The organism is Moraxella canis, assembly GCF_002014965.1.
GTDB lineage: Bacteria > Pseudomonadota > Gammaproteobacteria > Pseudomonadales > Moraxellaceae > Moraxella > Moraxella canis.
In genome coordinates this window covers 51014-76970 of record NZ_MUXT01000009.1, presented here as the reverse complement: position 1 = coordinate 76970, position 25957 = coordinate 51014, and the positions used below count along the sequence as shown (strand labels likewise).

The window sequence follows — 25957 nt, the reverse complement described above, 5'->3', positions numbered from 1 at the left end:
AGCCCATGCGATTGATTAGGTAAAGCCATGAAACCACACCCAAACACCCCCAAAGAATTTGAAGCATTTGGCGCCCCACAACAAGCGGACTTGCCAGAAGATGTCATCCCATTTTATGGCACGCAAAAACAAGAGGATCGACCGCCAAGCCGCCTTAAGCTTGGTTATGATATTGTGATGCTGATGCTGTTGCTGATTGACTTGATGCTCATCAGCATTGATAGCATCTTGATGGGTGGTTTTGCGATAAGCGTGGCAAATTGGCTAAATCTTTCAGCATCTTTGGCAGACTATCAAACCAATCATCATTTGACAGTCTCAGCCATTGGGGGATTTTTTACGCTGTTTTGGGCAACCGATTTGCTGATACGGTGGGGACTTGCAATTTATCAAAAAACTTATTATCGCTGGTTTTTCTTTCCGTTTGTGCATTGGTATGAAGTTTTGGGCGTATTCCCAGATTTGCGTGCGCTGCGGCTGCTGCGTGCGGCGGTCATCATTCGTAGGCTGCATCGATTAGGCATTCAGGTAATTCCCAGACGCTGGGTAGGCTCTGCCAAATTTTATTATCATATTTTGCTTGAGGAGCTGTCTGATCGAGTGATTTTAACAGCCATTGATAATTTTCGCGCCCAAATCGCTCGCGATGGCTCTGGCGGTGGTAAAGTCGTCCACCAAACCATTGAGCGCAATCGTGCACAAATTGAGCTTGCCTTATTAACCTTATTGCGTCATGAGCTGACGCCGAGACTGCAGTCGGCACTTTTGTCAAGTCAGGGCGAAAAGCTTGCCATTGATATCGGGCAGGCGGTAGAAAAAGCGCTCAACGACACACCTGAGCTTCGTAAATATCTCAAACTCATCCCCATCGCAGGCGGTATGATAGAGTCGCAAATCCACACTATCGGCAGACAGATCGGTGAGAATGTCACCACTGCCATCAATCAGCATTTGTTTGATGACCGCACTTTGGATTATCTGATGTCATCGGTGGCGCATGGCGTGGCTCAAGTCGATACTTCTCGCCCTGAAGTCCAAACCTTGATCGCAGAGATTGTCGATGAGGTGCTAAACTCCTTTGAAGATCAGGTCAAGACCCAGCAATGGAAGCATAAGCAGCAGCTGCCCATTTAAAGCTCGTGCACTTTTTTCGTCATTCAAAAAGTGCTACAATGGCAAGCAATTCACCCATCAATCAAGGCGCAATTTTATGACTCAAGCTGTCACTTTATTTGGCAAGATGCTGACATTTAGCCGCTTAAAAGTCCATACCGATGATTTGACTGAGATTCGAAAGGAGTTGATGCAAGTACTCAGTGACAATCCCATTGCCAGCGGCTTACCGATTGTGATTGATAGCACGGTAGATCTTGAGCTTGACGCATTGATTGACATGCTTTGGCTGATGGATGTGCAGCCCATTGGTGTGGTAAGCGGTCCTTTGGATGATCAAGCGCGCGATTTGCGTTTGGCGATCTTTCCTGCTGATGGTAAACGCATTGAGCGACTGCCAAATACCGAAGACAAATCAAGCCCCAAAACCGACCTTGATCAAAGCAGCGCAGTATCAGCACCCGACCATGGCGCAGACCAGCCGATCTCAGCTGCCGCTGCAAGCACTCAGCAAGGATCTACCCTTTCAACCGCGCAAGACAATCAGCGCTCACTGGTCAGTGGCATTCATACGCACATGCTGCGTTCAGGTCAAAGCTTACAACACTTAGGCGGTGATTTGACGGTGATTGGCGGCGTCAATGACGGTGCAGAAGCGATCACGGACAATAGCTTACACATTTATGGGCGCGGCTTGGGTCGGCTTGTCGCTGGTGCAACAGGCGATAAAGATGCGCGTATTTTTTGCCAAAAATTTAACCCATCTTTGGTGTCGGTCGCAGGCACGTATTGCCTAAGAGATGCTATCCCAAGCGAGATGATCGATCAGGCGGTACAGGTTACTTATGATGAAGAAAAAGGATTGGTATTCACCCTGCTCAATCAATTATAAATACGGATTTTTTGGATAATTTTATCTAAATGATCACTCATGAATTGATGAACATTTCCAAATATGCTATGCTAAGAATATGTTATATTTGGGCAAATTTTGTGCGCTGATTTTATCATCGCTATTTGCTTTATCTTATTTTAAGGAGTGCCATTGTGGCAAAAATTGTTGTAGTAACTTCAGGTAAAGGTGGTGTCGGCAAAACCACAACCAGCGCATCATTTGGCGCAGGTCTTGCCAAGCGTGGCTTTAAAACAGTGATCATTGATTTTGATGTCGGCTTGCGTAATCTTGATTTGATCATGGGTTGTGAAAATCGCATCGTTTATGACTTTGTCGATGTGATCAGTGGTAACGCCAAACTTGCACAAGCTTTGGTTAAAGACAAACAATTTGAAAATCTATACATTTTGCCTGCATCGCAAACGCGCGACAAAGACGCCCTGACCGATGAAGGCGTCGCTAAAGTCATGAAAGAACTGGCAGATGACATGAATTTTGATTTCATTATCTGTGATAGCCCTGCGGGTATTGAGCGTGGTGCACAGCTTGCCATGTATCATGCTGATGAAGCTTTGATTGTCACAAATCCTGAAGTCTCTTCTGTGCGAGATTCGGATCGTATCATCGGCATTCTTCAAAGTCGCACCAAAAAAGTCGAAGAAGGTGGCAGCGTACGCGAGCATTTGGTGATCACACGCTACAATCCGCAGCGCGCCGCTGAAGGCGAGATGATGGACTATCACACCATCGCCGATGAAATTTTGCGCGTGCCACTCATTGGCATCATTCCAGAAAGCAATGCCGTCTTGGAAGCTTCAAACCAAGGTCAGCCAGTTATTCATTTTACTGATTCAGCTGCGGGTCAATGCTATGAAGACATCGTTTCTCGTTTCTTGGGTGAAGATGTACCGCTGCGCCATTTAGAAGTGAAGAAAAAAGGCTTCTTTGAACGATTGTTTGGGGGTTGATGATGAAAAAAGGATTTTGGAGCACCCTATTTGGCAATCAAGGCAGCTCAAACAGTGCTGATATCGCCAAAGATCGCCTAAAAGTCATTGTCGCTAGCCACGATCGCCTAAACAACCGCTTGACCGCCGATCGCATCGAGCAGATGAAGCGTGAAATCTTAGCTGTCGTTAATAAATATGTTAATGGCGTCAATATCGATGATCTGAATATCAATCACCGTCACGAAGATAACTTAGATGTGCTTGAGATGAATATCAGTTTACCTGATCGGAAGTAATCTGAATAAATAAAAACGCAAAGCCCAGCACTTTGCGTTTTTTTATATGACTTAAGATGAATTACTTTGATTTGCTTAACGCTCAAATAAAAACCCTAGAATTTTCTAGGGTTTTAATCTTTATAGCTTACGGGTCAAGCGGTACAATAATTAGTACTTACGCTGATGACGCACTTGCTCACGATAAACTTTTTTCTTGTAGCGTTTAACAGCAGCTGCTTTTTTACGCTTACGCTCTTGAGTTGGTTTCTCAAAGAATTCTTTTTTACGGACGTCTGCTAGAACGCCTGCTTTTTCACAAGCACGCTTAAAACGACGGATCGCGATATCAACTGGTTCGTTCTCTTTTACCTTTACTGAAGGCATAGGTTACTCCATATTCAAGACGGGTGGCATCAATCTGGCTGTATTATTCGATATATAGCGCCGCTGTCTTGGGGCGGGCATCAGCTCAGATCGGAAAAATAAATCCATGCACCTTTGGTGACATGGTCTGTCTTGTCAAGGCAGACAAAACAGCGCAAATTATACTTGAATATTCATAAAAAAACAAGGCTTAATTAGCAAAAGCCTTGTTTTTATTAGTGTATTAGGTTTACTGAATTTGTTCAGCGCCCTCTGCTGTGCGCGCATAAACAGTCACATTCACCTCAACTCGGCGATTGGGCTGCAAGCACTCAATCAGCTGTGGGCGCGGTAAAGTATTGCTGCACTGAACTTCAGACAATGGCTGAAGCTTACCCGCTCCCGCAGCCGTCAAGGTCGCAGCATTAACACCACGTTCAATCAAATAACGGCGCACAGTCTCGGCGCGTCTTTGAGACAATGTCATATTATAGTCGTCAGACCCCAGTCGATCGGTATGACCAACCAAGTGTACGCGGCTATCTCCGCGCTGCTCCCATTCGATCAGCTGAACTGCCAACTCATCAAGGCGCGCACGACCTGCGGGCAGCATGTCTTTTTGCTCATACTTATCAAACTTAAATAGCGCATCCGCTGACAAATTGATCCGCTCACTAAAGATCGGCGCTCCAGGCGCTGTTTGATTAACAATCACAGTACCGCCTGCTGTCGGCATACGCGCATATTGAGCACAGTCGGCTGGTAGCCAATAAAATTCTTGACCACGGAAGCTTTCATCAAAAATAACTTTATACTGACATACTTTAACACTGTCATCAGCTTGATAAAACTTTAAAATATAGTCCCATTCTCTAGCACGGTTCGCTTCGCTAAAATGCGGACGACCAATGAGCTGATACAGCTCGTCCTTGGCGATACCTGGACGAATTTTAGACAAATTCTCGCGATTGGGAAACTGACCATCTTTTTGCCATGCTTTATCAAGCGCTGGAAAATAAATATCTTCGGCTGCGATGGTACCCTGATTTGAGATATTTTGGCTTACCTGCTTTGTACCCATACACCCTGTCAGTGCTAATACAGCTAATGCCGCTACGCCAATAGTTACATTTTTCATAATATATCCTAAATCACTCAATGAATGAAATTTGACAAAATGTCAGACCCAGTATCACACAGGATCTGACATAATAAGCTCTTAGAAATGGAAGCCTGCGCCCACTGCGCCACCAGCATTACCTTGAGTATCGGCAGTACCAGAGACCTTAAGCACCCAGCGACCATTATCAGACAGCTTAGATAGACCAACAGCCACAGCGCCTTCGCCATTATAACTTGCGATACCGCCTGTGAGCATCGACTTACCTGGGATATAGGCTTGTGGTAAGGCCGCCATTGCCATCGCTGATGACACACCTGCATTGGCATCATCTGCCACATCATTAATGCGGTTGTTTAGCTGATTGCCCAAGCTCACTGTTTGGTTGGCAAGCTGACCGATGGCTTGATGAGTGTCATATAACTGACTGCCATTGATTGCATCTGTACTATTGGCAGAAACAACACCTGCCGCCACGTTTTGAATTTGGCGAGTTTGACCTTCTGCACCAACACTCACCACACCCACAACGTCTTCAACACCTGATACATTAGCATCGTTAATCCCCGCATAAGTATAAGTGCCTTGTTTTTTGGTAGCGGTATTCACTTCAACAGCTGCAGATTGACTACCTAAAACAACCGAATTTGCCAAAGTTTGCTTGACTTCATTACCAACTACAAAGGCATCATGTGCGATAACGGTGTTGTTGTTGCCCAAAGAGTAGCTATTATTGCCAGTTACGATACTTGGATCGCCGATGGCACCTGAGTTTTTACCAGTAACCACATTACCTGTACCAATAGCGATTGTGTTTTCCGCCAATGCCTGCGAACCTGTTCCAAGGGCGATCGCATTATTACCCGTTGCTTTGGTAACTTGGGCATATCGTTTCTTGCCGTTACCATCTACAATTTTGGTAACTTGTGCCCCTTCTATCTTTTTATCAGACACATAAGTGTTACCCATTGCCACTGCATTATCGCCATCAGCAACAGTTTGATAGCCCACCGCTGTGGCAAATTTACCTGATGCACTAGAATCCACATTATTACTTCCTTGAATAGCAGGTTTTACCTCGCCATCATTTGTATGGAAGAACTTAATGCCTTGCTCGTTCATCTTACCAATCGCTTGGATGACATCATTGGTAACGTAGGTATTTTGCCCCTCAACATTATAGGTGGTGAGATAGTAATCTTTACCCCCTTTATCTGTTGACACCACAACGGTTTGGTTGGTTTCTGTGGTGGTAGTGGTTGAGCCATCAGGGTTTGTAACAGTAGTAATGACAATACCTGGGGGTGCAGTGCCTGTGATAGCTTGCTGAGTGGTTATGTTTGTGCCAGCATTACCACCTGTAACAATTTTTTTAATTTCATTGAGTTGATTGACATTGACCGCATCAGTTGCATCCACTCCTGGGGCAACGTTCGTGATGCGTTGACCACCATTGTTTAGACCCGATTGAGTCAGTGCAACCGTGTTGTTTGGATTATCTTGGGTTGGTGATTTAATGGTGATACCAGAGCTACCGATTACCGTATTGCCGGTAGTGACAGTATCAACTGCAACCTCTTTATTTAATGTCACTTGTAGACCGTTAGCATCTGCCTTCGTGGTAATATTATCATCACCCTTAATCGCTACACTATCACCAAGCTTCTTAATACCAGTAGTACCACTATCACCATTGAAGGTTAAGCCTTTATTATCTACGATATTTTTGGCTTCAACCCCTTTGGCAATGTCGTTTTTGGTCGCTTGAGATAGGTCGACTTTATAATCAGTGACATCAGCAGTACCAACTCTAGCAGAAGCAGACTTGGTCACCGTAACAGCATCCGATCCAGCAGTAACGCTTGCAGAAGTATCTTTAGCATTAACGGTATAAATAGTTTGATTATTTTGACCTGTTGAGCTATGAACGGTAATGTTTTCACCTGCTTTAATCTCCGTTTTGGCAGCATTAGCTACTTGCTGAACTGCGTAAAGCTGACTACCATTAACCGCATCAGTACTATTTTGTGTAATATCGCCCTTAGCAACGCCAGTAACCTTGTTGCCGCCAGCATTAATACCTGTGCTAGACACTGATACATCACCGACTTTCAGACCGGTATTAGTTAAAGCGACCTTATCACCCACTTTGACGCCGTCTTTATTCATGACAGTATCACCAGCTGTAATGCTATCCACGGTAAGATTGTCAGCAGTTGAAACTGTGTATTTTGTACTGCCATCAGCATTCTTGTGAGTCTTGACTACAATATTGCTGCCAGCTTCTACCTTGGTGGTCGCCGCAGCTTGTGCTTTGCTCAGCTGACTGACGTTCACCGCATCTGTGCCTTCTTTGCCTGCGGCAACGTTAGAGATGACTGTGTTGCCTGCATTGATGCCTGTGTCTTTATTGATCACCAAAGGACCAACCGCAACTTGGTCAAACTCAACCTCATTGGCTGTTGCAAAGACAAACTGCCCATTGGTTTGAGCCACAGTCAGGTTTTTACCTGCTTGTAAAGTCACCGTATCGCCTGGGTTGATCAGCTCGTTGGCAAAAGCATCACCCGCATTATTACCAGCACCGACGATGTTAAAGCCTGATTTGTTAATCGCTGTGGCAATGTCACCTGCGGTTGCCAAAGATGCCGGAGTGGTTGCATTCGCTACACCATCGTCATTGGTGGTGATGGCGCTGGTGATGGCGGCAATGTTGCCAGCCTCATTGACAGTGGTGGTGACATTATCCGTCTTAGCAGCGATGGTATAGGTGGTTGAGCCATCGTCATTCTTAGTGTTTTCAATGCGCACACCTTGGTCGCCTGCCACCTTGGTGGTCGCGGCATTTTGTGCTTTGGTCAACTGACTGAAGTTCACCGCATCATTGGCATCCGTACCCTCAGCAAGACCAGTGATCTTCACAGGAGTGCCTTCGGTGTTTGCCAAGGTGAGGTTGCCGGCATTGCTGCTGATGGTAGGACCGTTATCACCCAGCTGAACGTTATTGAAGGTGACGTCTTTTTTGGTTTGATAGGTGATGGTACCACCCTCACGGCTGACCGTCAGGTTATCACCTGCGTTGAAGGTGGCTGTCTCACCAGCACGGATCAGCTCACTGCCCTCAACACCCCCAGCTGCCAACTTAAAGCCAGATTGATTGATGGCAGTGCTGACAGTTTGTGCAGTCACCAAGGCGTCGCCATTTGCGGCTTCTGCCACACCATCGTCATTGGTGGTGATGGCGCTGGTGATGGCGGCAATGTTGCCAGCCTCATTGACAGTGGTGGTGACATTATCCGTCTTAGCAGCGATGGTATAGGTGGTTGAGCCATCGTCATTCTTAGTGTTTTCAATGCGCACACCTTGGTCGCCTGCCACCTTGGTGGTCGCGGCATTTTGTGCTTTGGTCAACTGACTGAAGTTCACCGCATCTGTGCCTTCTTTGCCTGCGGCAACGTTAGAGATGACTGTGTTGCCTGCATTGATGCCTGTGTCTTTATTGATCACCAAAGGACCAACCGCAACTTGGTCAAACTCAACCTCATTGGCTGTTGCAAAGACAAACTGCCCATTGGTTTGAGCCACAGTCAGGTTTTTACCTGCTTGTAAAGTCACCGTATCGCCTGGGTTGATCAGCTCGTTGGCAAAAGCATCACCCGCATTATTACCAGCACCGACGATGTTAAAGCCTGATTTGTTAATCGCTGTGGCAATGTCACCTGCGGTTGCCAGTGCATCAGTATTGGCAGGTGTATCAACTGCACCATTCACATTATTCAGCGAGGTGGTATTAGCCGTTAGCTGACCATTTTCTACTTTGATGGTATTGCTATCAGTATTTACTGTTACTTCATACGCACGAGTACGATTGTTATCATCAATGGTCGGTGTCACCCTTACAACACTGTCTGGAGCTGCCGATACCGTCGTATCCCATGCATTGACGGTATATTCTGTTTGACCTGTCTCACCGTTGGTTGCTTTATCAACAACAACATTCGTGCCTGCTTTCACAACTGTAGTGGCTGCTTGGATGGCATCGTGAATGGTGTCTTTGCCAGTATTGCCGATATTAGTGTATGCAATACTGCCATCTGGATTCAAATCAGCATTACCTCCGAAGTTATTCACCACAGTGTTAGCGACATTGCCCAGTTTGGCATTGGTTGCATACAGCTGACTGCCATTGATGGCATCAGTAGAAGTTGATGAAATTTCACCAGCAGCGACGTTTTGAATACGGCGCTCAGAGCCTGACGCCCCCACAGACACGCCGCCTACCGCTGTCGCACCTGCAAAGTTGCCATACACCTGACCATTGACAGTGGCATTATTGACCACCCCTGTTGCACCTGCCGTGGTGGTGGCTCCGACTTGATTGCTGTCTTTTATGGCATTAAATAAGGTGCCTTGACCTTGGTCATTAACACTGCCCCGACCTGCGGTAACAGTACTATCATCACCCAAATACACTGAATTGGCAACGGTATTACCCAAGCGAGTGAGTTGATTGCCCGTACCTGTTGTATTAATGCCACTACCTAAGACATAGGTGTTCGCACTAGTGACATGGTTATTATTACCCATGACAGAGGAGAGGGTGCCAGATATGGTATTATGCGATCCGACAGAGACAGAGTAATGTGCACCGCCACCGACTTCTGAGATGCCGATGGCGATGGCGTTATTAGCCATGTTTTTCTCGGCACCCACCTGAGCTGCACCACCACGCGGGATAACTCCCCCAGTACTAGGATCGCTAGCACCGCCAATGGCGATAGATGAGTTGCCGTACACCTGCGCATTTTGACCATAGCTTTGGGCACCCCTACCTTGAGCGATGGCACCGCGCCCGAGGGCCTGAGCGCCGATACTGGCACTGGTTTTGACATGAGCGCCATTACCAAGTGCCAAAGACCCATCGGCTTCTGTGGTAGCTCCAAAAAATCCATATGGATGGCCAGGCTCCGTAGGGTGTCTCCCACTCTGTGCACCAATGGCGATGCTATTAATCGCTTTGGCTTTGGCAGCACCCAACGCCACCGAACCGCTGTAGGAAGTTTCGGCATCATGACCGACTGCAGTGGCACCGCCCATCGCAGGGCCATCCGCTCCATTACCTGTAGAACCCTTTCCGGTGAAGACTGTGGCATTGCGACCAATCACCACGCTATTATCCATAGCCCAATGACCAGGTCCTGGTCTATTAACCGTAGCCCCATCACCGATCACGACCGTGCCAGCATAGGAGGTTGTGGCTTTATTGCCGATGGCGATGGCATGGGTTGAAGTGGCGCTAGCACCAGTACCGATGGCGATGGCATGGGTTGAAGTGGCGCTAGCACCAGTACCGATGGCGATGGCATTGTCTGTAGTGGCTTTGGCACCAGTGCCGATGGCGATAGTATTTTGACCTTGAGTTTGGGTAGTAGTATCACCACACACGACAGATTTGGTGTTTGTATCATAATAACAGTAATTCGCGTTTTTATTCGTGATGGGATGCTGATTACCAGTAGCCGCCACAGCATGGCTTGACAGTATGATACCTGACATGATTAAGCTGAATTTTAGCAGTCCATACGCACCCTGCACTGATTCGATGTGATCAGATGAGCCTTCGCTGCCGACAGCGGTTTGACTGCCTTTGCCTTGTGCGCGAGCATATTCGCAGACAGCTTGGAAAGTTTGGGTAGAGCGGTTATAAATGACGCGGTAGAGTTTGTTCATAGTCTTAATATCCTAATTCAATTCAGCTGGATTGGCTGTAATGCAGTCTATGACAGCGACACAATAATAGCAGCTGTCATAATTTGAAAACTAAAAAGAAAATGATAATTTGTCAGGTGTGCTAAAAACAGGGGGATTATTTAGCATATTATAATACTTTTAAGAAATCTTACCACCCTTTCATTCTTACAATTTACATTTAACTGTGTAATTTTTGTAATTATACATTAATTTGTTTCATTAGCCTCTTGAAATTTTCAAACCCTTAATATGATTGTGGTTATTCTGACTTGTGACCATGATTTATTTTATTTATTTTAACATAATAAAAAATAATACGAACCATTTGTCATCTCAATGTCTGTGCAACAGCCGATTCAGAGAAAATAAAAAACCGCTTGATTATCAAGCAGTTTTTAATAATAAAATCTTACACAGGTTATTTTAAGCCTTTTTCCATGTCCTCAAACTTTTGGACAATATAAGGCGGTGGCGGTGCTGTCATCAAGCTGACCACAATCGTGGTAATAAAACTGAGCGCAAATCCCGGCAAAATGGAGTAAATCGCGTCATTGGCTGGCTGACCACCAATCTCAAAACCGCCATACACCCATATAATCACCGTCAAGGCGCCCACGATCATGCCTGCCAAAGCGCCATTTCGGTTCATACGCTTCCACATCAGGCTCAAGATCACCAAAGGACCAAACGCTGCACCGAAGCCCGCCCACGCATGTGATACCAAGTTTAGCACTGAGCTGTTGCTGTCGCCTGCTATCAAGATGGCGACCACAGCGACCAGCACCACCGAGATGCGACCGATAAGGACTTGGCGCGCCTCTGAAGCTTCTTTGTCCAAAAATAGCTTATAGATATCGCGTGTCAATGAGCTTGAGACCACCAGCAGCTGACTTGAGATGGTACTCATGATCGCCGCCAAAATCGCTGCCAACAAAAAGCCTGAAATCAGCGGATGGAACAGCACTTGTGAGAACACCAAAAAGATGGTTTCAGGGTCTTTGAGCTCGATGCCTGTACGCGCGACATAAGCAATACCCGCGAGACCCACCATCAAAGCACCGATCAAGCTTAGAATCATCCAGCCCATGCCAATGACCGTCGCCACAGGCACATCTTTGACCGAGCGAATCGCCATAAAACGCACGATGATGTGCGGCTGCCCAAAATAGCCAAAGCCCCATGCCATCAAGGAGATCACACCCATGACAGTGACGCCATTCATCCAGTTGAAGACCTCGGTATTGGCTTGTGCTGCGATCGTCATCGCCTCAGACACACCGCCAATCTCACTAAAGGCGACCACCGGCACAAGCAGCATCGCGATCAACATGATGACCCCTTGAACGAAGTCGGTCAAAGACACCGCCAAAAAGCCGCCAAACAGCGTATACGCCACAACCACGCCCGCCGTCACCCACAGACCCAAGCTGTATGGTAGATTTAGTGAGCTTTCAAACAGCTTACCGCCAGCCACCAAGCTTGCCGCCGTATAGACCGTAAAAAATAAAATGATCACAACTGCCGACATGATCCGCAAAAGGTGCGATTTATCATGAAAACGATTGGCAAAATAATCCGGTAAAGTGATCGCATTATCAGCAAGCTCGGTATAGACGCGCAAACGCGGCGCGACGATCAGATAGTTGGCACACGCACCGATCGTCAAGCCCAGCGCAATCCAGATACTCACCACGCCCGAAGCGTACATATATCCCGGCAAACCCAGCAAAAGCCAGCCCGACATATCAGATGCCCCAGCCGATAGCGCCGCCACCGCAGGGCTTAAGTTGCGCCCGCCGAGCATATAGCCTTCGATATCATTTCTTTGTTTAAAATAAGCATAAATACCGATAGCAATCATCAAAATAAAATAGATCGCCAGCGAAATCCATACGCCTGTTTCTACAGATTGCATGGTCAAACTCCTTTTGATAACCAGCACAAAGCATGGTATCAGTCTTTGGTAAAATGTATGTGTTCCAAATATCAATAAATGCATACACAATGTGTATGTACATCCACATTATAACATAAAAATAACAAATGCTTATGTTTTGGCAACCTATCATCAATATTTTATTCATTTTATTTTAATTAAACCGCCCAACCGACTCTTTGAAAATTCATAACACCACTCAAACTTATTCATCAAATGGTAATGAATGCCCATCGCCTGAGCAATTTGGCAAAAAATTTTATGATTTATGCTTAAAAAGCCCTTAAAAAAGCTTGGTGAATTTGGAATTTTTGGGTATAATATTGGGCTAATTTTGACTTCACTGCAAGCGCATCGATATATCGCTGAGCAGTGATGCCAAACGCCCAGTTGGGCATCTCTCGGCGAGCTGGTCGCAAGCTCGTCTAATATTTACTTATCCAAAAGGATCTTTCATGAGCCAATTTACTCTGAATGGTGTCGCGCGCGCCGAAGCGCAGCAGGGCAAAGGTGCGAGCCGCCGCCTGCGTAAAGAAAATCTAGTTCCAGCCATCATCTATGGTGGTAATGATGAGCCTGTCGCGATTTGTGTAAAAACTAACGAAATCGTTAAAGCCTTGTCTAATGAAGCCTTCTTCTCTAGCGTTATCGCCATCAACTTAGACGGTGCTGAGCACGAAGTGATCATCAAAGCGCTTCAGCGTCATCCATCAAAAGGCTTCCCGCTACATGTTGACTTTCAACGCATCGTTCGCGGTCAAACCATGAACTTCAATGTCCCTGTACATGTTGTTAACGAAGAAACTTCAGTAGGCAAAAAAGCTGGCGGTATCCTAACCACGCTAGTCAACGACATCGAAATCAACTGCTTGCCACGCAACTTGCCAGAAGCCATCGAAATCGATGTTGCCAATCTTGCAATCGGTGAGTCAATCCATCTAAGTGATGTCAAACTGCCAAGCGAAGTGACTTTGGTGATGCATGATGAAGCTGACCTAAATCGCACCATCGTAACCATGCAAGCGCCTGCTGTGGTTGAAACTGCTGACGAAACACCAGCAGAAGAAGCAAGCGAAGCAGAAGCGGCTCCAGAAGAAGCAAGCGAAGAGTAATCTGATTGCTTAAGCGTTCAAAAAACCAGTAACTTGCTTACTGGTTTTTTATTTATGAGAACATCCAAATTGATCAAAAAAGCAGGAGTCGATTGACTATGACCATCAAACTCATTGTCGGACTTGGCAATCCGGGCGCACAATATCAACACACTCGGCATAACGCAGGGTTTTGGTTTGTTGAACAGCTTGCCGATAAATTTGGCATCAGCTTGGCTTTTGATAAGAAATTTCATGGTCGAGTCGGACGAGGACTAATCCACGGACAAGAGGTTAGATTGCTACTACCCGAAACCTTTATGAATCGCTCGGGGCAGTCCGTGGTACCTTTTGCCAAGTTTTATGGCATAGATACAGGCAGCATTTTGATCGCTCATGATGAGCTGGATATCCCTGCAGGCAGTATTAAGCTTAAAACTGGCGGCGGTCATGGTGGGCACAATGGCTTAAAAGACATCGTGCCGCACATTGGCGCTCAGTTTCATCGCTTGCGCATCGGTATCGGTCGCCCTGCTCATTCATCGCAGGTGAGCGGCTATGTGCTTGGTAAACCCCCTACCGATGAGCGCATCAGCATTGATGCTGCCATCGATTGCGCTGTGTCGTCACTTGGTGAGATTGTGTCTGGCGATCTGGAGCGTGCGCGCAATCAGATCAACGGCTTTAAGCTTCCCAACTGATCTGTACTGACTTTAGTTTTTATCAAAAGATTGTATTATGCTGTTATCTATCTTAGCGGTCATTGTAGGACTGGTTATCTTAATTTATAGCGCTGACGTTTTTATTGATGGTGCGGTCGCTATCGCAACCAAATATCATATGCCAAAAATGCTCATCGGTGCGCTCATCATCGGAGTGGGTACTTCAGCGCCCGAGATTGTGGTTTCGGCATTGTCTGCCTTTGCTGGCAGCCCAGGTCTTGCTTTGGGTAATGCCTTTGGGTCAAATATCGCCAATATTTTATTGGTGCTGGGCGTGACCGCTTTGATTGCCCCCATCGTCATCCAAAAACAAGTGCTTAAAACAGACTTTGTGTGGCTGATTAGCGCCACCATCATCACTTTAGGATTGATGATCGATGGTCATTTGAGCCGAATTGATGCACTGGTCTTATTGTTAATATTGGCAGCCAATATCGCCATGCAAATCATCTATGCTAAGCGTCATGCCGCTGCTGCTTCAGAGAGCGCCATTCTTGCCAGTGATGAACACGCCTATGAACTTGCCGAAGATGAGCTGCCCGACCCAAATACCGTCAGCACCCCAAAATCTCTTGCCAAGCTGATCATTGGCTTGATTGTCTTGGTGCTCAGCTCACGGCTCATCGTCTGGGGTGCAGTTGAGCTTGCTAAGCTATGGGGCTTATCTGATTTGATCATCGGCTTGACCATTGTCGCCATTGGCACCAGTTTACCTGAGCTTGTGTCATCAGTGATCGCAGCCAGACGCGGAGAGTTTGAGATGGCTTTGGGTAATGTGCTTGGCTCAAACCTATTTAATACCCTAGGGGTCGTTGGTGTGGCGGCGATCATCATGCCAATGCAGGTTGAGCCTGCAATGCTCAGCCGTGATGCGGTGGTAATGAGCGGCGTGACTTTACTGCTATTTGCGCTTTGTGCGTTGGCACTCAAGCGAGACGGTCAAATTGGGCGCGGCGTTGGGCTCATGTTTATCAGCTGCTTTATTGGCTATAGTGCTTGGCTTGCGATGAGTGTTATGGCTTAATATGATTGGCAAAGATGGCAGCACATCTGTTCTGATCAGCTACCTTATTGATCAAGCAAAATGGCTCACCATCCATCTCATACAAATCAGTCTGCCAATCCATGATGCTCTCCACCAAAATCCCCGAAAAACTTTGCGGATTTTGTTATAATACGAGTTACTCTTATAAACATCCCATGGATAATTATGACCACGCCAAACCCTTATGCGCATCGTACCGCCAAGCATTTTGACGGCATCCGCTATGACGAAGCTTTGATCCAAAAATACAACCGCCAAGGTCCGCGCTATACCTCCTATCCCACCGCTTTAGAATTTGCGCCGATTGAGTCAGGCGTTGAAGCCAGCATTTTGGCAAAGCGCGATCCTAGCGTGCCGCTGTCGTTATACATTCACATTCCTTTTTGTCATCATCTGTGCTACTACTGCGGCTGCAATAAAATCATCACCAAAAAAAACAGTGACGCTGGCGATTATTTGACCTATTTATTTGCTGAGATTCGCCACAAAAAATCTTTGCTGCGTGGTCAGTCTGTGGTCAAGCAGCTGCATCTTGGTGGGGGTACGCCGACCTTTTTGAGCGACGATGAGCTATCAGCGCTTTGGCAGTTTTTACAGGAAGAATTTATATTTGCTGATGACGGTGATTTTTCTATTGAGATCGATCCGCGCGAGCTGCGACCAACGACCCTAAAATTGCTAAAAGATTTGGGATTTAATCGGCTCAGCTTTGGGGTGCAGGATTTGGATCAAAAAGTGCAAATCGCCGTCAATCGTGTGCAGCCACTTGAGCTGATCCAAAGTGTCATGCAAGAAGCACAGGCGCTCGGCTTTGTGTCCACCAACATTGATTTGATTTATGGACTGCCCCATCAGACACCTAAGAGTATGGATTTGACCATCCAAGAGATCATCAAATTGTCGCCTGATCGCCTGTCGGTGTTCAATTATGCGCATTTGCCCGATCGGTTTTTAGCCCAAAAGCGGATCCGTGAAGCAGACTTGCCAAGCCCTGCTGATAAGTTAGCCATGTTTGGCAATATCATTACGGCACTTGGTCAGGCAGGCTATCAATACATCGGCATCGATCACTTTGCCAAGCCAGACGATGCGATGGCAGTGGCGCAGCGCCAGGGTAAGCTGCACCGTAATTTTCAAGGTTATGCCATTTTGGGCGAGTGTGATTTATTGGGGTTTGGGGTGAGCGCCATCAGTCAGATTGGCAAGCATATTTTACAAAATCCCACCGCGCTCGCCGACTATCAAGATGCGATCAGGTCGGGCGCACTGCCTGCCGTCAAGCACATCCAAAGCGATGCCAAAGACGCACTACGCCGCCATGTGATCATGAATTTATTGTGCCATGATTATATGAGTTTTCAAGATTTGCACCAAAAATTTGGCATTGACCCAAAAGAGTATTTTGCTAATGAAATCATGAGCTTACAGGATATGGCAAAAGATGGCTTGGTTCAGATTGATGATGATGGCATAACCATCTTGCCCAAGGGTCGAATTTTGGGGCGCAGTATTGCGATGGTATTTGATGAATATTTGGGCAAAAAACATGCCAACCGTTTTTCTAAAGTGATTTAACCAAAATCATCAGCTCAAATAAGGCGTGAATATATATCACGCCTTATTTTTACGGCGCTTAAGCGTTTGCCAAAGCGACTCATGGGCAATTTTTGGCACCTTTAAGGTGATGGTGTTTGACAGCATATCATGCACCGCAAGTCCACGGCGATTAAACAGACAAAATAAAAAATTAAATAAAAATCCAAGCACTGCCGCCACCAAAATGGCAAGTTTTGAGCCATGTAATAGCGCTCCGATCACCGCACATAGTGCGGGCAAAAGACAGGCACTGATGATACGCACAAAGCTTTGGCGCCATGTTAGCAGCCCGCCTTGATCATTGACTGTTTTTAGGCGCCATGTCTGCATACCCAGCGTCTGACCTGATTTGCGCCAAAAAATCCCATAAAATCCCACCAAGGTCAGCACAAAAGCAGGTGTCATCACCGCATTTTGATACCAAATCGGCAATGTTTCGGCTTCTTGGGAAGTGGTGCCCACATCCAAAAACAGCACCGTACCCAACACAGCGAGTGCCGCACCCACCAAAAACAGCATCGCCAAAATCAACATGCCATCATAAACGATCGCAGCCAAGCGCACCGCAGGCTTGGCGACGGTGGGCATCTGTGATGAAGAAGCAGGCGCTGAATGAGAGGTGTTTGGCATGGCTGGTGTGTCAAAAAGAAAAGTTGGGCTATTGTATCATGATTTGAATTTGGATGCATAAATTGCATGCCATACTAAGATACTCAAATAGCCCACAAAAAAATCACCGAATCATAAATTCGGTGATTTTCATAATATGGCGCACCCGGAGAGATTCGAACTCCCGACCCCTTAGTTCGTAGCCAAGTGCTCTATCCAACTGAGCTACGGGTGCGGATCAACTTAGATATTGTGTAACATCATTCGTTGTGGCGGCTATTATACAGTGATTATTTTGTATGTCAAGCACTTTTTTAATTTATTTTCTAAGCATTGAACTTAAAGCCGACTAAGAAAATAAATGGCGGTGAAGGAGGGATTCGAACCCTCGATACCCGTAATTAGGTATGGTTCCTTAGCAGGGAACTGGTTTCAGCCACTCACCCACTTCACCGAACTTAGGCTAGGTAAATTGCTAATTTACTTGGTCATCTGTGATGATTTCGCCTGTCGTTGTGGGCGATAATTATATCAAAATTACCAACGATTGCAAGCGGTTTTAATAAAAATATGAAAAAATTTTGCGATTTTTGCTAAAGCCTGAGAAAATTCGCCCGATTTATCAAAAATTTGCTACCATACTCAATGAATGATTGTGATACTGGGAGATAAGCCATGCAAATCCATTCAATGAGACCGACGGTGTTATGTTTTTCAGGGTTGGATCCTTCGGGCGGTGCTGGCATTCAAGCTGACATTGAGTCAATCGGCGCCTCAGGCGCGTATGCCGCTGTGGCTTGCACTGCTTTAACTGTTCAAAGCTCACAAAAGGTTTTTGGGTTTGAGGCTGTGGATAGCGCGCTGCTCGCCGCTCAAGCCAAGGCAGTCTTGGATGATTTGCCGGTACGCGCCATCAAATCTGGCATGATGGGCACGGTGGATAATATTCACGCATTGGCACACTTGTTTGAAAGTGGCGCGATCGCGACTGAGACCCCTTATGTGCTTGATCCAGTTTTGGTGGCAAATGCCGGAGGGGCTTTGGGAGATCCCAAGACTTTGGCAAAAGCGTTTGATAAACTTTTACCATACGCCGCTTTGATTACGCCAAATACGCACGAAATTCGTGCCCTAAGTGGATGCCAAGATCTACACGACGCCGCCAAATCGCTCAATCGCCGCGGAGCAAAGGCTGTGCTTGTCAAAACTTCGCATGACTTTCACTCAGGTGATATTGAGCAGTTTTTATATATTGATGAGCAGATCGCCCATACCAGTATTGTGCCAAGATTGGCAGGTGAGTTTCATGGCTCTGGCTGCTCGCTGGCAAGCCATATCGCTGGACGCTTGGCAATGGGTGACGATCTCATCAGCGCCATCACTGCCGCCGATGCGTGGATTCATCAGGCACTGAGTCATGCTGACAGACCGCACTCAGACCCAGAGGCACAGCTGATTCCAAATCGCTTTATTTAAGTGATCGAAAATTCAATGGATAAAAAAATCGGGACACATATTTGTCCCGATTGATCATGGCTTAGCCGCCCCAAATGTGCCTGCCAATGATGCCAATAAAATTTTCTAACAAAAGCAAACTAAATAGCGCCGCCAAAAATGATAAATCAATCATACCAAGATTTGGTACGAAGCGACGAAATGGCGCCACGATCGGCTCAGACAGTTGCATCAGCACGAACATTATGCTGTTATTGATATTTAAAAAAACGACCAATAAACTACAGACCGCCGATGCGATCATCGTATAACGCACCAATTGTAAAAACTTCATAATGGCGCTCAAAGAGCCGACAAAAAACAGCTCTATGCCAGTCATTGAGACGCCTAAAATGGCATTATTAGCGGCGATATTAATCAGATATAGCAGCAGCATCAAAACCACCGCTGCCAAACTGATACGCCCATCACCCATGTTTGGGAAAATACGAGTAAAAATATCAACCACGCCAGTTAAGCGATAGGTTGCACGCGCCAAAGGCTCACTGCCATCAATCTGTGCCAGCTGAATCATAAAGCGCACAAACAAGAGCATCAAAGCAAAGTTGATGAGCATGTTTGTCAAAACAAAAGACAATGAATTCATAAATGATATCTATAATGGATAAAAATTAGCTCTGACTGAGCGTCTGACCCAGCTCAAAGCTGCGATCGCTACACGCCTGCATGGCGCGAGCAAAAGCACCGCCTACATCGTCTCGATATAAGCAATCAAGCGCTGCAGCGGTGGTGCCGCCTTTGGAGGTGACTTGCTCTCGCAGCGTCGCAGGGTCTTGGTCTTTTGCCAAAGCTGCTGCGCCGCGCATACTTTGCACTGCCAAAGCGTGTGCATCCTCTGGCGACAGTCCCATTTCCACCGCTTTGGCAATCATATTTTCAAGCACATAAAAAAAGTAAGCTGGCGCTGAGCCTGCCACTGCGGTCACAGCGTGCAGCAGTGACTCATCTTCCACCCAAGAAACCATGCCTGAAGCCTGCATGATGTTTTGAGTCATCAAGCGTGCTGCTTCGCTTGGGTTTGAGGCGTATAGCCCAGATGCTCCAAAGCCTTGGCTGGCAGGTAAATTAGGCATACAGCGCACAATGTTACGATAGCCGCCAAGCATATCTGACAAAGTATCCACAGACAGTCCTGCTGCGATGGATAGGACGATTTGCTCATTCAGATACGGTGCGATGCTACCAGCCACATCACGCATGACCTGGGGCTTAACCGCCAATACCACAACATCGGCGCCCTCGATGATTTGCTTGGCGTCATCAGGACTGACCGCACTCAATCCTTTGGCAATAAACTCATCAAGCTTGGAAGGATCGCTGTCAGAGACCCCCAAATTTAGGGTTAAATGATGCTCGTGTTTTGCTTTTAAAAGCCCATCGATGATGGCTCTTGCCATATTACCACCGCCAATGAAGCTGATGGTTTTTTCATTGAGCGCACTAAAATCCGTCATCTGTTTTCTCCGCCGTCTTTGACTGATATTCTTAGCATACAAGCATGGATATCTGATGGATTAATGGGAATCAAACGCATTGTACACCATTCGCCCTATTGGTGCAAAGTTATCCAAACGCTGACCGCTACTTAAGTCCCACGCCATCATCGGCGCTATCAAATATTGGCGATCATGCACCGTGATTCGCCACAGATGCGCTCTTAGCCAAGGTGGAAGCCTGAGTTTTTGAGCCAGTTTTTTGCCTTTATAGTGGTGCTTTCCGATGATGAGCGACTCTTTTTTGGTGATTTTTTGAATGTGGCTAATATCTGCCATCAGCCTTAGCTGACATTTGCCATCATCCGCCAGCACCCACCCATGGTCATCCGCCAGCGCCTCTGCCATGTGTGTGCCAAATAGCTGCCACACATCAGCACGGTAACGATATAGGCAGTCATCATAGCGACACAGAACATAAGCCGAACGCGCAGCTTGCCACAGTAGCTGACTGCTATGATCATTATCCTGTCGGCAAATCATCTCAATAACCTGACGACTCAGCTGATGACTTGGTGGCAGCGGTTCATCACCTTGAAGCCAGCGGTGTAGCGCCAGTGTCTGCTCAGGCTCTGATAAATTGAAAAAATCCTGAATGGCAAGCACTCGCTGATAAGGCGTTTGGCTGGCAGGATGCGCCAAAGATGCCAGCAAAGTCTTCATCTGCTGATCCACCAGGGCAGATGCCGTCGATAGCAGATCAGCCGACCGACTGATATTCTCAATCGCCTTAGGATTGAGTGCCAAAAGATGTGGCAAGATATCTTGACGAATGCGCCCTCGGGCATAGGCAGGATCAGTGTTAGTCACATCATCCACATAGGGCAGCGCATGAGCTTTGGCAAATTGACTGATCTTATCTCTAGATATCGTAAGCCATGGTCGCCACAGTGTGATGGTTTTGGTCGTCTCATCTGTGCGCACAGTTTTGGCTTGCCAGGCTTTCATGCCCGATAGCCCTTGGAGTCCTGCGCCCGAAACCAGCCGCATCAGCACAGTTTCGGCTTGATCATGTGCATGGTGTGCAAGCATTAGCACATCACCTTGGTTCATGACCTTGCCAAAGGCATGATAGCGTGCTTCGCGAGCGTGTGTTTCGCTATTTTTTGGTAAATTGACTTTCAAAACTTGACACTCAAACCCATGCTCGTCCGACCATCTTTCTACCAGCTGCGCCCAAGTATCATTTGCCGCCTGCCACCCATGATGCACATGCAATAGTGTGGGCAAAGTTTTTATCACACCTTGCCGATACAACATCAAGCAGGCATAAGCCAAAGCCAATGAGTCCCTGCCGCCGCTGCAAGCCAGATATAACTTAGCATGAGCGGGCAATGCCAGCCCTTCAAAAGCTGTCGATAAGGGTGTCAAAAGATCGTCAGTCATAAACTTTACCAACTCCAATAAAAAACAAGGAGCAGCTTTTACCCCTTGTTCTTGATATGTTGATTATAACAACTTTATTATAGTCGCTGTCAATTTATCTGTCGTTGCCGTAAAACCACCGACTCTAGGCGGTGGATATAAGGCAACCCCATAACCATGCTTACACAAAGATGGTATTCAGTGAGGTGTATTTTGCTGTTCAATGTACGGGCGGATAATCTCAATTGGAGCACCACCACAACTACCTGCAAAATAGCTAGGCGACCACAACGCATCATCCCATAACTGCCCTTTGATGGACGGGTATTCTTTCTTACGCAATAGCCGACTAGACACGCCTTTCAAGCTATTCACCAAACTAGAAATAGCCACTTTAGGCGGATAAACCACCAATAAATGCACATGGTCGTTTTCACCATCAAACTCGACTAATTGTGCCTCAAACTTTGAACAAACTTCCTCAAAGATAACCTGCATATCGTCTAAAATCTCTTTGGTAAACACTTTTCTACGATATTTAGCCACAAAGACCAAATGTACATGAAGATTAAATACCACATGACGACCCCGTCTTATTTCTGTTTTAGGACTTGACATAAAATTAGACCAAAGGTAGCGGTGAGCTACTAGGCTTACATTCTCAAACCATTCAAGCCATCAATGAAACCCATGCTAAAAGTCGCAAGCAGTTTAAGAAGGCAAAACTTAACTGGCGAACCAACAACCCAAAGTCTAAACGAAAATCGCTTGGCTGGATACCGTTTAAACAATCCGCCATCAAACACCTAGCGACACGACAAAGCGGTAAAAAAGGCTTAAAATCCACCTTGCAACTATCCCTAGCCAAAGGACAAAAGCTAGTCATTGACCTATGGGATAGCGACAACCTATCACTATATCAAATCAACACTTGCGAAATTGTCCAAGACAGCCGTCACCGCTGGTATGCGTGTCTCACTGTCAAGAACTATCCAAAACAAACTTGTGGCACAGGTTCGGTTGGTATTGATCTTGGCTTAAAAGACAGTGCCACTACCTCAAACGGGGATAAACTGCATATTAAGCAAACGCTTAAATACGCCAAAGAGTTAGCCATTGCCCAAAGAGCCAAAAACAAACAGCGTATCAAGGCTATCCATGCCAAAATCAAAAATACACGGCAAGACCTCATCCACAAATTCACCACCCAATTAGTCAAGGATAACGCCCTAATCGTGGTCGGTGATGTGAAAACCACTCAATTTAACAGTAAAAAAGGCAAACTCGCCAAATCGGTTTACGATGCAGGTTGGTTTGAGCTTAAACGGCAACTGACCTATAAATGTAAGCATGCAGGTTGCCGTTTTGTAATCGTATCAGAAAGATACACTACCCAAACTTGTTCGTGCTGTGGCGATATGTCCAGTAGTCCGAAAGGTAGAGCAGGTTTGCGAATAAGAGAATGGACTTGTGCAAAGTGTGGCACATGGCATGATAGAGATATTAATGCCGCTAAGAACATTCTTGCGGTCGGGCTTGACCGTCTAGCTGTAGGAATCCCCGCACTTTAGGGCGGGGAGGAAGTCAAAGCGATACTTTTGAATTAAACTGCATGAGCCGCTGATACCGCTTTTCAAGCAGCTCATCAATTGGCAGCGCTTGTAATTCTGCCAATTGTACTGTCAGCAGGCTTTTGAGCGCTGCCATCACAGGCTCAGACGCTTCGTGAGCACCGGCGCCCTCGTCAATGACTTCGTCAATCAAGCCAAGCTGATGCAGATTCACGGCATTTAGCTTGAGCGCTTCTGAAGCATCAGGCGCCTTTTCGGCAGTTTTCCACAAGATAGACGCGCACCCTTCTGGGGAGATGACCGAATAGATGCTATTTTCAAGCATATTCACTTTATCCGCCACACCGATGGCAAGCGCGCCGCCCGAGCCGCCCTCACCGATCACCGTGGCGATGATAGGCGTTTTTAGGCTTGAAAATACCGCAATACTTTTAGCGATCGCTTCGGCTTGACCGCGCTCCTCGGCACCGATACCAGGATAGGCCCCTTGGGTATCAATAAAAGTAAACACCGGCAGACCGAAACGCTCCGCCAACTGCACCAAACGGATGATTTTGCGGTAGCCTTCAGGATTTGCCATGCCAAAATTATGTGCGATCCGCTCGCGTGTGCTGCGCCCACGATGTTGACCGACCACGAGCACCGGCGCGCCATTGAACCGAGCCAGACCGCCCAGAATGGCACGATCATCCGCAAAAGCGCGATCTCCATGCAGCTCATCAAATTCATCAAACAAAGAATCCACATAATCCAAAAACAATGGACGCTTTGCATGACGCGCCAATTGCACGCTTTCCCAAACTTGATTCATAGAACACTCAATAAATTGTACAAATGTAAACTGATATTAAGTTTAGCACTTTTTTTGGGTCTCGTCATCTGTTTTATCTAAAATTTGAGGTTTTTGGCAGCATTTTAGTGGCATTAATGACGACAGCCAACCACTTCTAGAAGTACGCCCCATTTGGCAAATTGGCGCGCATCTTGTTCAAGCTGATCTAAGATCAAATCTTCATGTAAGCCAAAGCCGACGGTCACCTGCCAATGATCTGGCGTGATCACATGTAAATCAATCGCTGCTGCCTTGGTGGTGCGGCTTTGGCTAGATTGTACAGCCAATCTTAAAATCAAGCACAGATACACCAATTTGCGACCGCCAAGTTCCTCGACTGTCTCTAGGGCATCCGATTTTAGTTTGCGGCGATGGTGTCGCACGATTTGTGCCATCATCTCTTGCCCAATTTGAGAAAATCCTGCAATGTCTGAGTACTCAAGCAAATAAGCACTGTGGCGCTGATAATTGCTATGACCTACCGCCAAACCGATCTCGTATAAATTGGCAGTTCGGCGCAATAAATCCGCATCTTCTTCATCAAAATCCAAAGCATCTTTAGCATGATTAAACAATCTGGCGGCGCGCGTCATCACGCGTCCTGCTTGCTTAACATCCACCGAGTATCGCTCCGCCATCGCTGCCACTGAGCGGTCACGCACATCCTCAGAGTTTAGGCGACCCAGCATATCGTACATCACACCTTCTCTGAGCGCACCATCTGAATAGCCAAGCTCATCAATCTGCAAAGTCTGCATGATCTCAAGCAGCTCCGCCACGCCTGCTGGGAAAACGGCTTGGCGATGGGCTTTAACGCCTTCAAATTCAATCTTATCGACACTGCCAAGCTTAATCAGATGTTTTTTGAGTTTTTGCATCCCATCAAGGGTGATGCTCTCAGTGCTAAGCCCAAGCTCAGCAAGCACCAAGCGCGCTGCCTTGATCGTGCCTGATGAGCCGATGGCATTATCCCAGCCGACTTTTTTATAGCGTTTGGCGATCGCCAGCAGTTCAGCTTGCGTGTACTTTGCGGCTTGATCGAAGGCTTCTTCGGTGATTTTACCGTCAGCAAAAAACTTTTTGGTATAAGACACACAGCCCATTTGCAAAGATTCCATCTCAATCGGCTCAAACCCCTGACCGATAATAAATTCCGTCGAGCCGCCACCAATGTCAATGACCAAGCGCGTGTCGGTACTGGCGTTTGAATGCGACACACCCAAATAAATCAAGCGCGCTTCTTCGCGACCTGAGATGATTTCAATCGGCTTTGGCAAAATGGCATTGGCACGGCGAATAAATTCAGCCGCATTCACCGCTTTACGAAGGGCGTTAGTGGCGACGATGCGCAAACGGCTGGGATGAATCTCCGTCACATGCTGCGCAAAGCGATTCAAGCACTCCAAGCCACGCTGCATCGCTTCTTCAGACAGCATATTATCATCATCCAAGCCTGCTGCTAGCTGGACTTTTTCTGAAATGGAGGCAACTTTACGCACTTCACCATGATCCAAACGACCGATTGCCAAATGAAAACTGTTTGAGCCCAAATCGATAGAGCCTAGCATCTCATCGCGACCGATGGCGACCGCATCATGGATGGCGCTGGCGATTTGTTGATGGCGTTGGGTGTTGTCTAAGACGGCTGGTTTCATGGCAAATCCTTGGGTAATGTGTTCAATAAATGGGATTATTTTACGACAGATGGTCGT

At 46.7% G+C, this 25957-nt stretch carries 20 protein-coding genes, 2 tRNA genes and 1 pseudogene; 10 read left to right on the top strand and 13 right to left on the bottom strand.

The features are described 5' to 3' along the window. The first annotated feature begins 27 nt into the window (after positions 1–27). The 4 genes from B0180_RS08430 (at position 28) to minE (ending at position 3254) form a co-directional block, all read left to right on the top strand. On the top strand, positions 28–1134 hold the full coding sequence (locus B0180_RS08430; RefSeq protein WP_208609398.1) for a hypothetical protein: 1107 nt from the start codon (positions 28–30) through the stop codon (positions 1132–1134). A 76-nt stretch (positions 1135–1210) separates the two neighbouring features. Then, a complete protein-coding gene (gene minC, locus B0180_RS08425; RefSeq protein WP_078256530.1) occupies positions 1211–2005 on the top strand; it encodes a septum site-determining protein MinC in 795 nt (264 codons plus the stop codon). 155 nt (positions 2006–2160) lie between these two features. Beyond that, positions 2161–2976, top strand: coding sequence for a septum site-determining protein MinD (gene minD, locus B0180_RS08420; RefSeq protein ID WP_078256529.1), 816 nt, complete (start codon positions 2161–2163; stop codon positions 2974–2976). Then, a complete protein-coding gene (gene minE, locus B0180_RS08415) occupies positions 2973–3254 on the top strand; it encodes a cell division topological specificity factor MinE (protein ID WP_205276597.1) in 282 nt (93 codons plus the stop codon). Before minD ends, minE begins: the two co-directional genes overlap by 4 nt. A 150-nt stretch (positions 3255–3404) precedes the next feature. On the opposite strand, the gene rpsU is transcribed toward minE, so the two are convergent. From rpsU to putP, 4 genes are all read right to left on the bottom strand, one after another. Beyond that, positions 3405–3620: a 30S ribosomal protein S21 gene (gene rpsU / locus B0180_RS08410; RefSeq protein ID WP_003657016.1), complete on the bottom strand. Its 216-nt coding sequence runs from the start codon at positions 3618–3620 to the stop codon at positions 3405–3407. Between the two features lie 229 nt (positions 3621–3849). Beyond that, entirely contained in the window at positions 3850–4737 is an 888-nt protein-coding gene (locus B0180_RS08405) for an OmpA family protein (RefSeq protein WP_078256528.1), read from the bottom strand. Positions 4738–4818: 81 nt separating this feature from the next. Beyond that, a complete protein-coding gene (locus tag B0180_RS08400) occupies positions 4819–10449 on the bottom strand; it encodes a YadA-like family protein (RefSeq protein ID WP_078256527.1) in 5631 nt (1876 codons plus the stop codon). Between the two features lie 439 nt (positions 10450–10888). Beyond that, positions 10889–12385, bottom strand: a complete 1497-nt coding sequence (putP, locus tag B0180_RS08395) for a sodium/proline symporter PutP (protein ID WP_078256526.1) — start codon at positions 12383–12385, stop codon at positions 10889–10891. Between the two features lie 476 nt (positions 12386–12861). On the opposite strand from putP, the gene B0180_RS08390 reads away from it, so the two are divergent. From B0180_RS08390 to hemN, 4 genes are all read left to right on the top strand, one after another. Next, the gene (locus B0180_RS08390; RefSeq protein WP_078256525.1) at positions 12862–13518 is read left to right on the top strand and encodes a 50S ribosomal protein L25/general stress protein Ctc; all 657 of its coding nucleotides are present in this window, start codon (positions 12862–12864) and stop codon (positions 13516–13518) included. A 98-nt stretch (positions 13519–13616) separates the two neighbouring features. Continuing rightward, positions 13617–14198: an aminoacyl-tRNA hydrolase gene (pth, locus tag B0180_RS08385; protein ID WP_078256524.1), complete on the top strand. Its 582-nt coding sequence runs from the start codon at positions 13617–13619 to the stop codon at positions 14196–14198. Positions 14199–14235: 37 nt separating this feature from the next. Further along, positions 14236–15243, top strand: a complete 1008-nt coding sequence (locus B0180_RS08380; protein ID WP_078256523.1) for a calcium/sodium antiporter — start codon at positions 14236–14238, stop codon at positions 15241–15243. A gap of 186 nt (positions 15244–15429) precedes the next feature. After that, entirely contained in the window at positions 15430–16839 is a 1410-nt protein-coding gene (hemN, locus tag B0180_RS08375; protein WP_078256522.1) for an oxygen-independent coproporphyrinogen III oxidase, read from the top strand. A gap of 36 nt (positions 16840–16875) precedes the next feature. Here the strand turns inward: hemN and B0180_RS08370 are convergent, their stop codons facing one another. The 3 genes from B0180_RS08370 to B0180_RS08360 form a co-directional block, all read right to left on the bottom strand. Continuing rightward, positions 16876–17448: an RDD family protein gene (locus B0180_RS08370; RefSeq protein WP_233424963.1), complete on the bottom strand. Its 573-nt coding sequence runs from the start codon at positions 17446–17448 to the stop codon at positions 16876–16878. A gap of 179 nt (positions 17449–17627) precedes the next feature. Beyond that, positions 17628–17704: transfer RNA gene (locus tag B0180_RS08365), tRNA-Arg, on the bottom strand. 127 nt (positions 17705–17831) lie between these two features. After that, positions 17832–17923: transfer RNA gene (locus B0180_RS08360), tRNA-Ser, on the bottom strand. Positions 17924–18159: 236 nt separating this feature from the next. On the opposite strand from B0180_RS08360, the gene B0180_RS08355 reads away from it, so the two are divergent. Continuing rightward, positions 18160–18945 carry a hydroxymethylpyrimidine/phosphomethylpyrimidine kinase gene (locus B0180_RS08355; protein ID WP_078256520.1) on the top strand — a complete coding sequence of 262 codons (786 nt, stop codon included), beginning with the start codon at positions 18160–18162 and terminating at the stop codon, positions 18943–18945. A gap of 61 nt (positions 18946–19006) precedes the next feature. Here B0180_RS08355 and B0180_RS08350 read toward each other — a convergent pair whose 3' ends face one another. The 4 genes from B0180_RS08350 to tnpA all read right to left on the bottom strand — a co-directional run bounded on the left by B0180_RS08350 (position 19007) and on the right by tnpA (position 22460). Next, positions 19007–19570 (bottom strand): YggT family protein, encoded by a 564-nt coding sequence (locus B0180_RS08350; RefSeq protein ID WP_078256519.1) that lies wholly within the window; start codon positions 19568–19570, stop codon positions 19007–19009. 25 nt (positions 19571–19595) lie between these two features. Continuing rightward, positions 19596–20438, bottom strand: coding sequence for a pyrroline-5-carboxylate reductase (gene proC, locus B0180_RS08345; protein ID WP_078256518.1), 843 nt, complete (start codon positions 20436–20438; stop codon positions 19596–19598). 60 nt (positions 20439–20498) lie between these two features. Continuing rightward, positions 20499–21863: a tRNA lysidine(34) synthetase TilS gene (gene tilS / locus B0180_RS08340; protein WP_078256517.1), complete on the bottom strand. Its 1365-nt coding sequence runs from the start codon at positions 21861–21863 to the stop codon at positions 20499–20501. A gap of 177 nt (positions 21864–22040) precedes the next feature. After that, complete coding sequence (gene tnpA / locus B0180_RS08335; protein ID WP_078256516.1) at positions 22041–22460, bottom strand: IS200/IS605 family transposase; 420 nt, start codon at positions 22458–22460, stop codon at positions 22041–22043. An 8-nt stretch (positions 22461–22468) separates the two neighbouring features. Here tnpA and B0180_RS08330 point away from each other — a divergent pair. Further along, a pseudogene (locus B0180_RS08330) lies at positions 22469–23413 on the top strand (RNA-guided endonuclease InsQ/TnpB family protein); the annotation flags it as partial. A 13-nt stretch (positions 23414–23426) separates the two neighbouring features. Here B0180_RS08330 and B0180_RS08325 read toward each other — a convergent pair. Together B0180_RS08325 and ppx are read right to left on the bottom strand one after the other, a co-directional pair. Then, positions 23427–24224 carry an acetyl-CoA carboxylase carboxyltransferase subunit alpha gene (locus tag B0180_RS08325; RefSeq protein ID WP_078256515.1) on the bottom strand — a complete coding sequence of 266 codons (798 nt, stop codon included), beginning with the start codon at positions 24222–24224 and terminating at the stop codon, positions 23427–23429. 113 nt (positions 24225–24337) lie between these two features. Further along, positions 24338–25900, bottom strand: coding sequence for an exopolyphosphatase (ppx, locus tag B0180_RS08320; protein WP_078256514.1), 1563 nt, complete (start codon positions 25898–25900; stop codon positions 24338–24340). Positions 25901–25957 lie beyond the last annotated feature (57 nt).

Coding starts and splice junctions, on each gene's coding strand:
- B0180_RS08430 (WP_208609398.1), top strand. CDS start 28: ATGAAACCACACCCAAACACCCCCAAAGAATTTGAAGCATTTGGCGCC.
- minC (WP_078256530.1), top strand. CDS start 1,211: ATGACTCAAGCTGTCACTTTATTTGGCAAGATGCTGACATTTAGCCGC.
- rpsU (WP_003657016.1), bottom strand. CDS start 3,620: ATGCCTTCAGTAAAGGTAAAAGAGAACGAACCAGTTGATATCGCGATC.
- B0180_RS08405 (WP_078256528.1), bottom strand. CDS start 4,737: ATGAAAAATGTAACTATTGGCGTAGCGGCATTAGCTGTATTAGCACTG.
- B0180_RS08400 (WP_078256527.1), bottom strand. CDS start 10,449: ATGAACAAACTCTACCGCGTCATTTATAACCGCTCTACCCAAACTTTC.
- putP (WP_078256526.1), bottom strand. CDS start 12,385: ATGCAATCTGTAGAAACAGGCGTATGGATTTCGCTGGCGATCTATTTT.
- B0180_RS08390 (WP_078256525.1), top strand. CDS start 12,862: ATGAGCCAATTTACTCTGAATGGTGTCGCGCGCGCCGAAGCGCAGCAG.
- pth (WP_078256524.1), top strand. CDS start 13,617: ATGACCATCAAACTCATTGTCGGACTTGGCAATCCGGGCGCACAATAT.
- B0180_RS08380 (WP_078256523.1), top strand. CDS start 14,236: ATGCTGTTATCTATCTTAGCGGTCATTGTAGGACTGGTTATCTTAATT.
- hemN (WP_078256522.1), top strand. CDS start 15,430: ATGACCACGCCAAACCCTTATGCGCATCGTACCGCCAAGCATTTTGAC.
- B0180_RS08370 (WP_233424963.1), bottom strand. CDS start 17,448: ATGCCCACCGTCGCCAAGCCTGCGGTGCGCTTGGCTGCGATCGTTTAT.
- B0180_RS08355 (WP_078256520.1), top strand. CDS start 18,160: ATGAGACCGACGGTGTTATGTTTTTCAGGGTTGGATCCTTCGGGCGGT.
- B0180_RS08350 (WP_078256519.1), bottom strand. CDS start 19,570: ATGAATTCATTGTCTTTTGTTTTGACAAACATGCTCATCAACTTTGCT.
- proC (WP_078256518.1), bottom strand. CDS start 20,438: ATGACGGATTTTAGTGCGCTCAATGAAAAAACCATCAGCTTCATTGGC.
- tilS (WP_078256517.1), bottom strand. CDS start 21,863: ATGACTGACGATCTTTTGACACCCTTATCGACAGCTTTTGAAGGGCTG.
- tnpA (WP_078256516.1), bottom strand. CDS start 22,460: ATGTCAAGTCCTAAAACAGAAATAAGACGGGGTCGTCATGTGGTATTT.
- B0180_RS08325 (WP_078256515.1), bottom strand. CDS start 24,224: ATGAATCAAGTTTGGGAAAGCGTGCAATTGGCGCGTCATGCAAAGCGT.
- ppx (WP_078256514.1), bottom strand. CDS start 25,900: ATGAAACCAGCCGTCTTAGACAACACCCAACGCCATCAACAAATCGCC.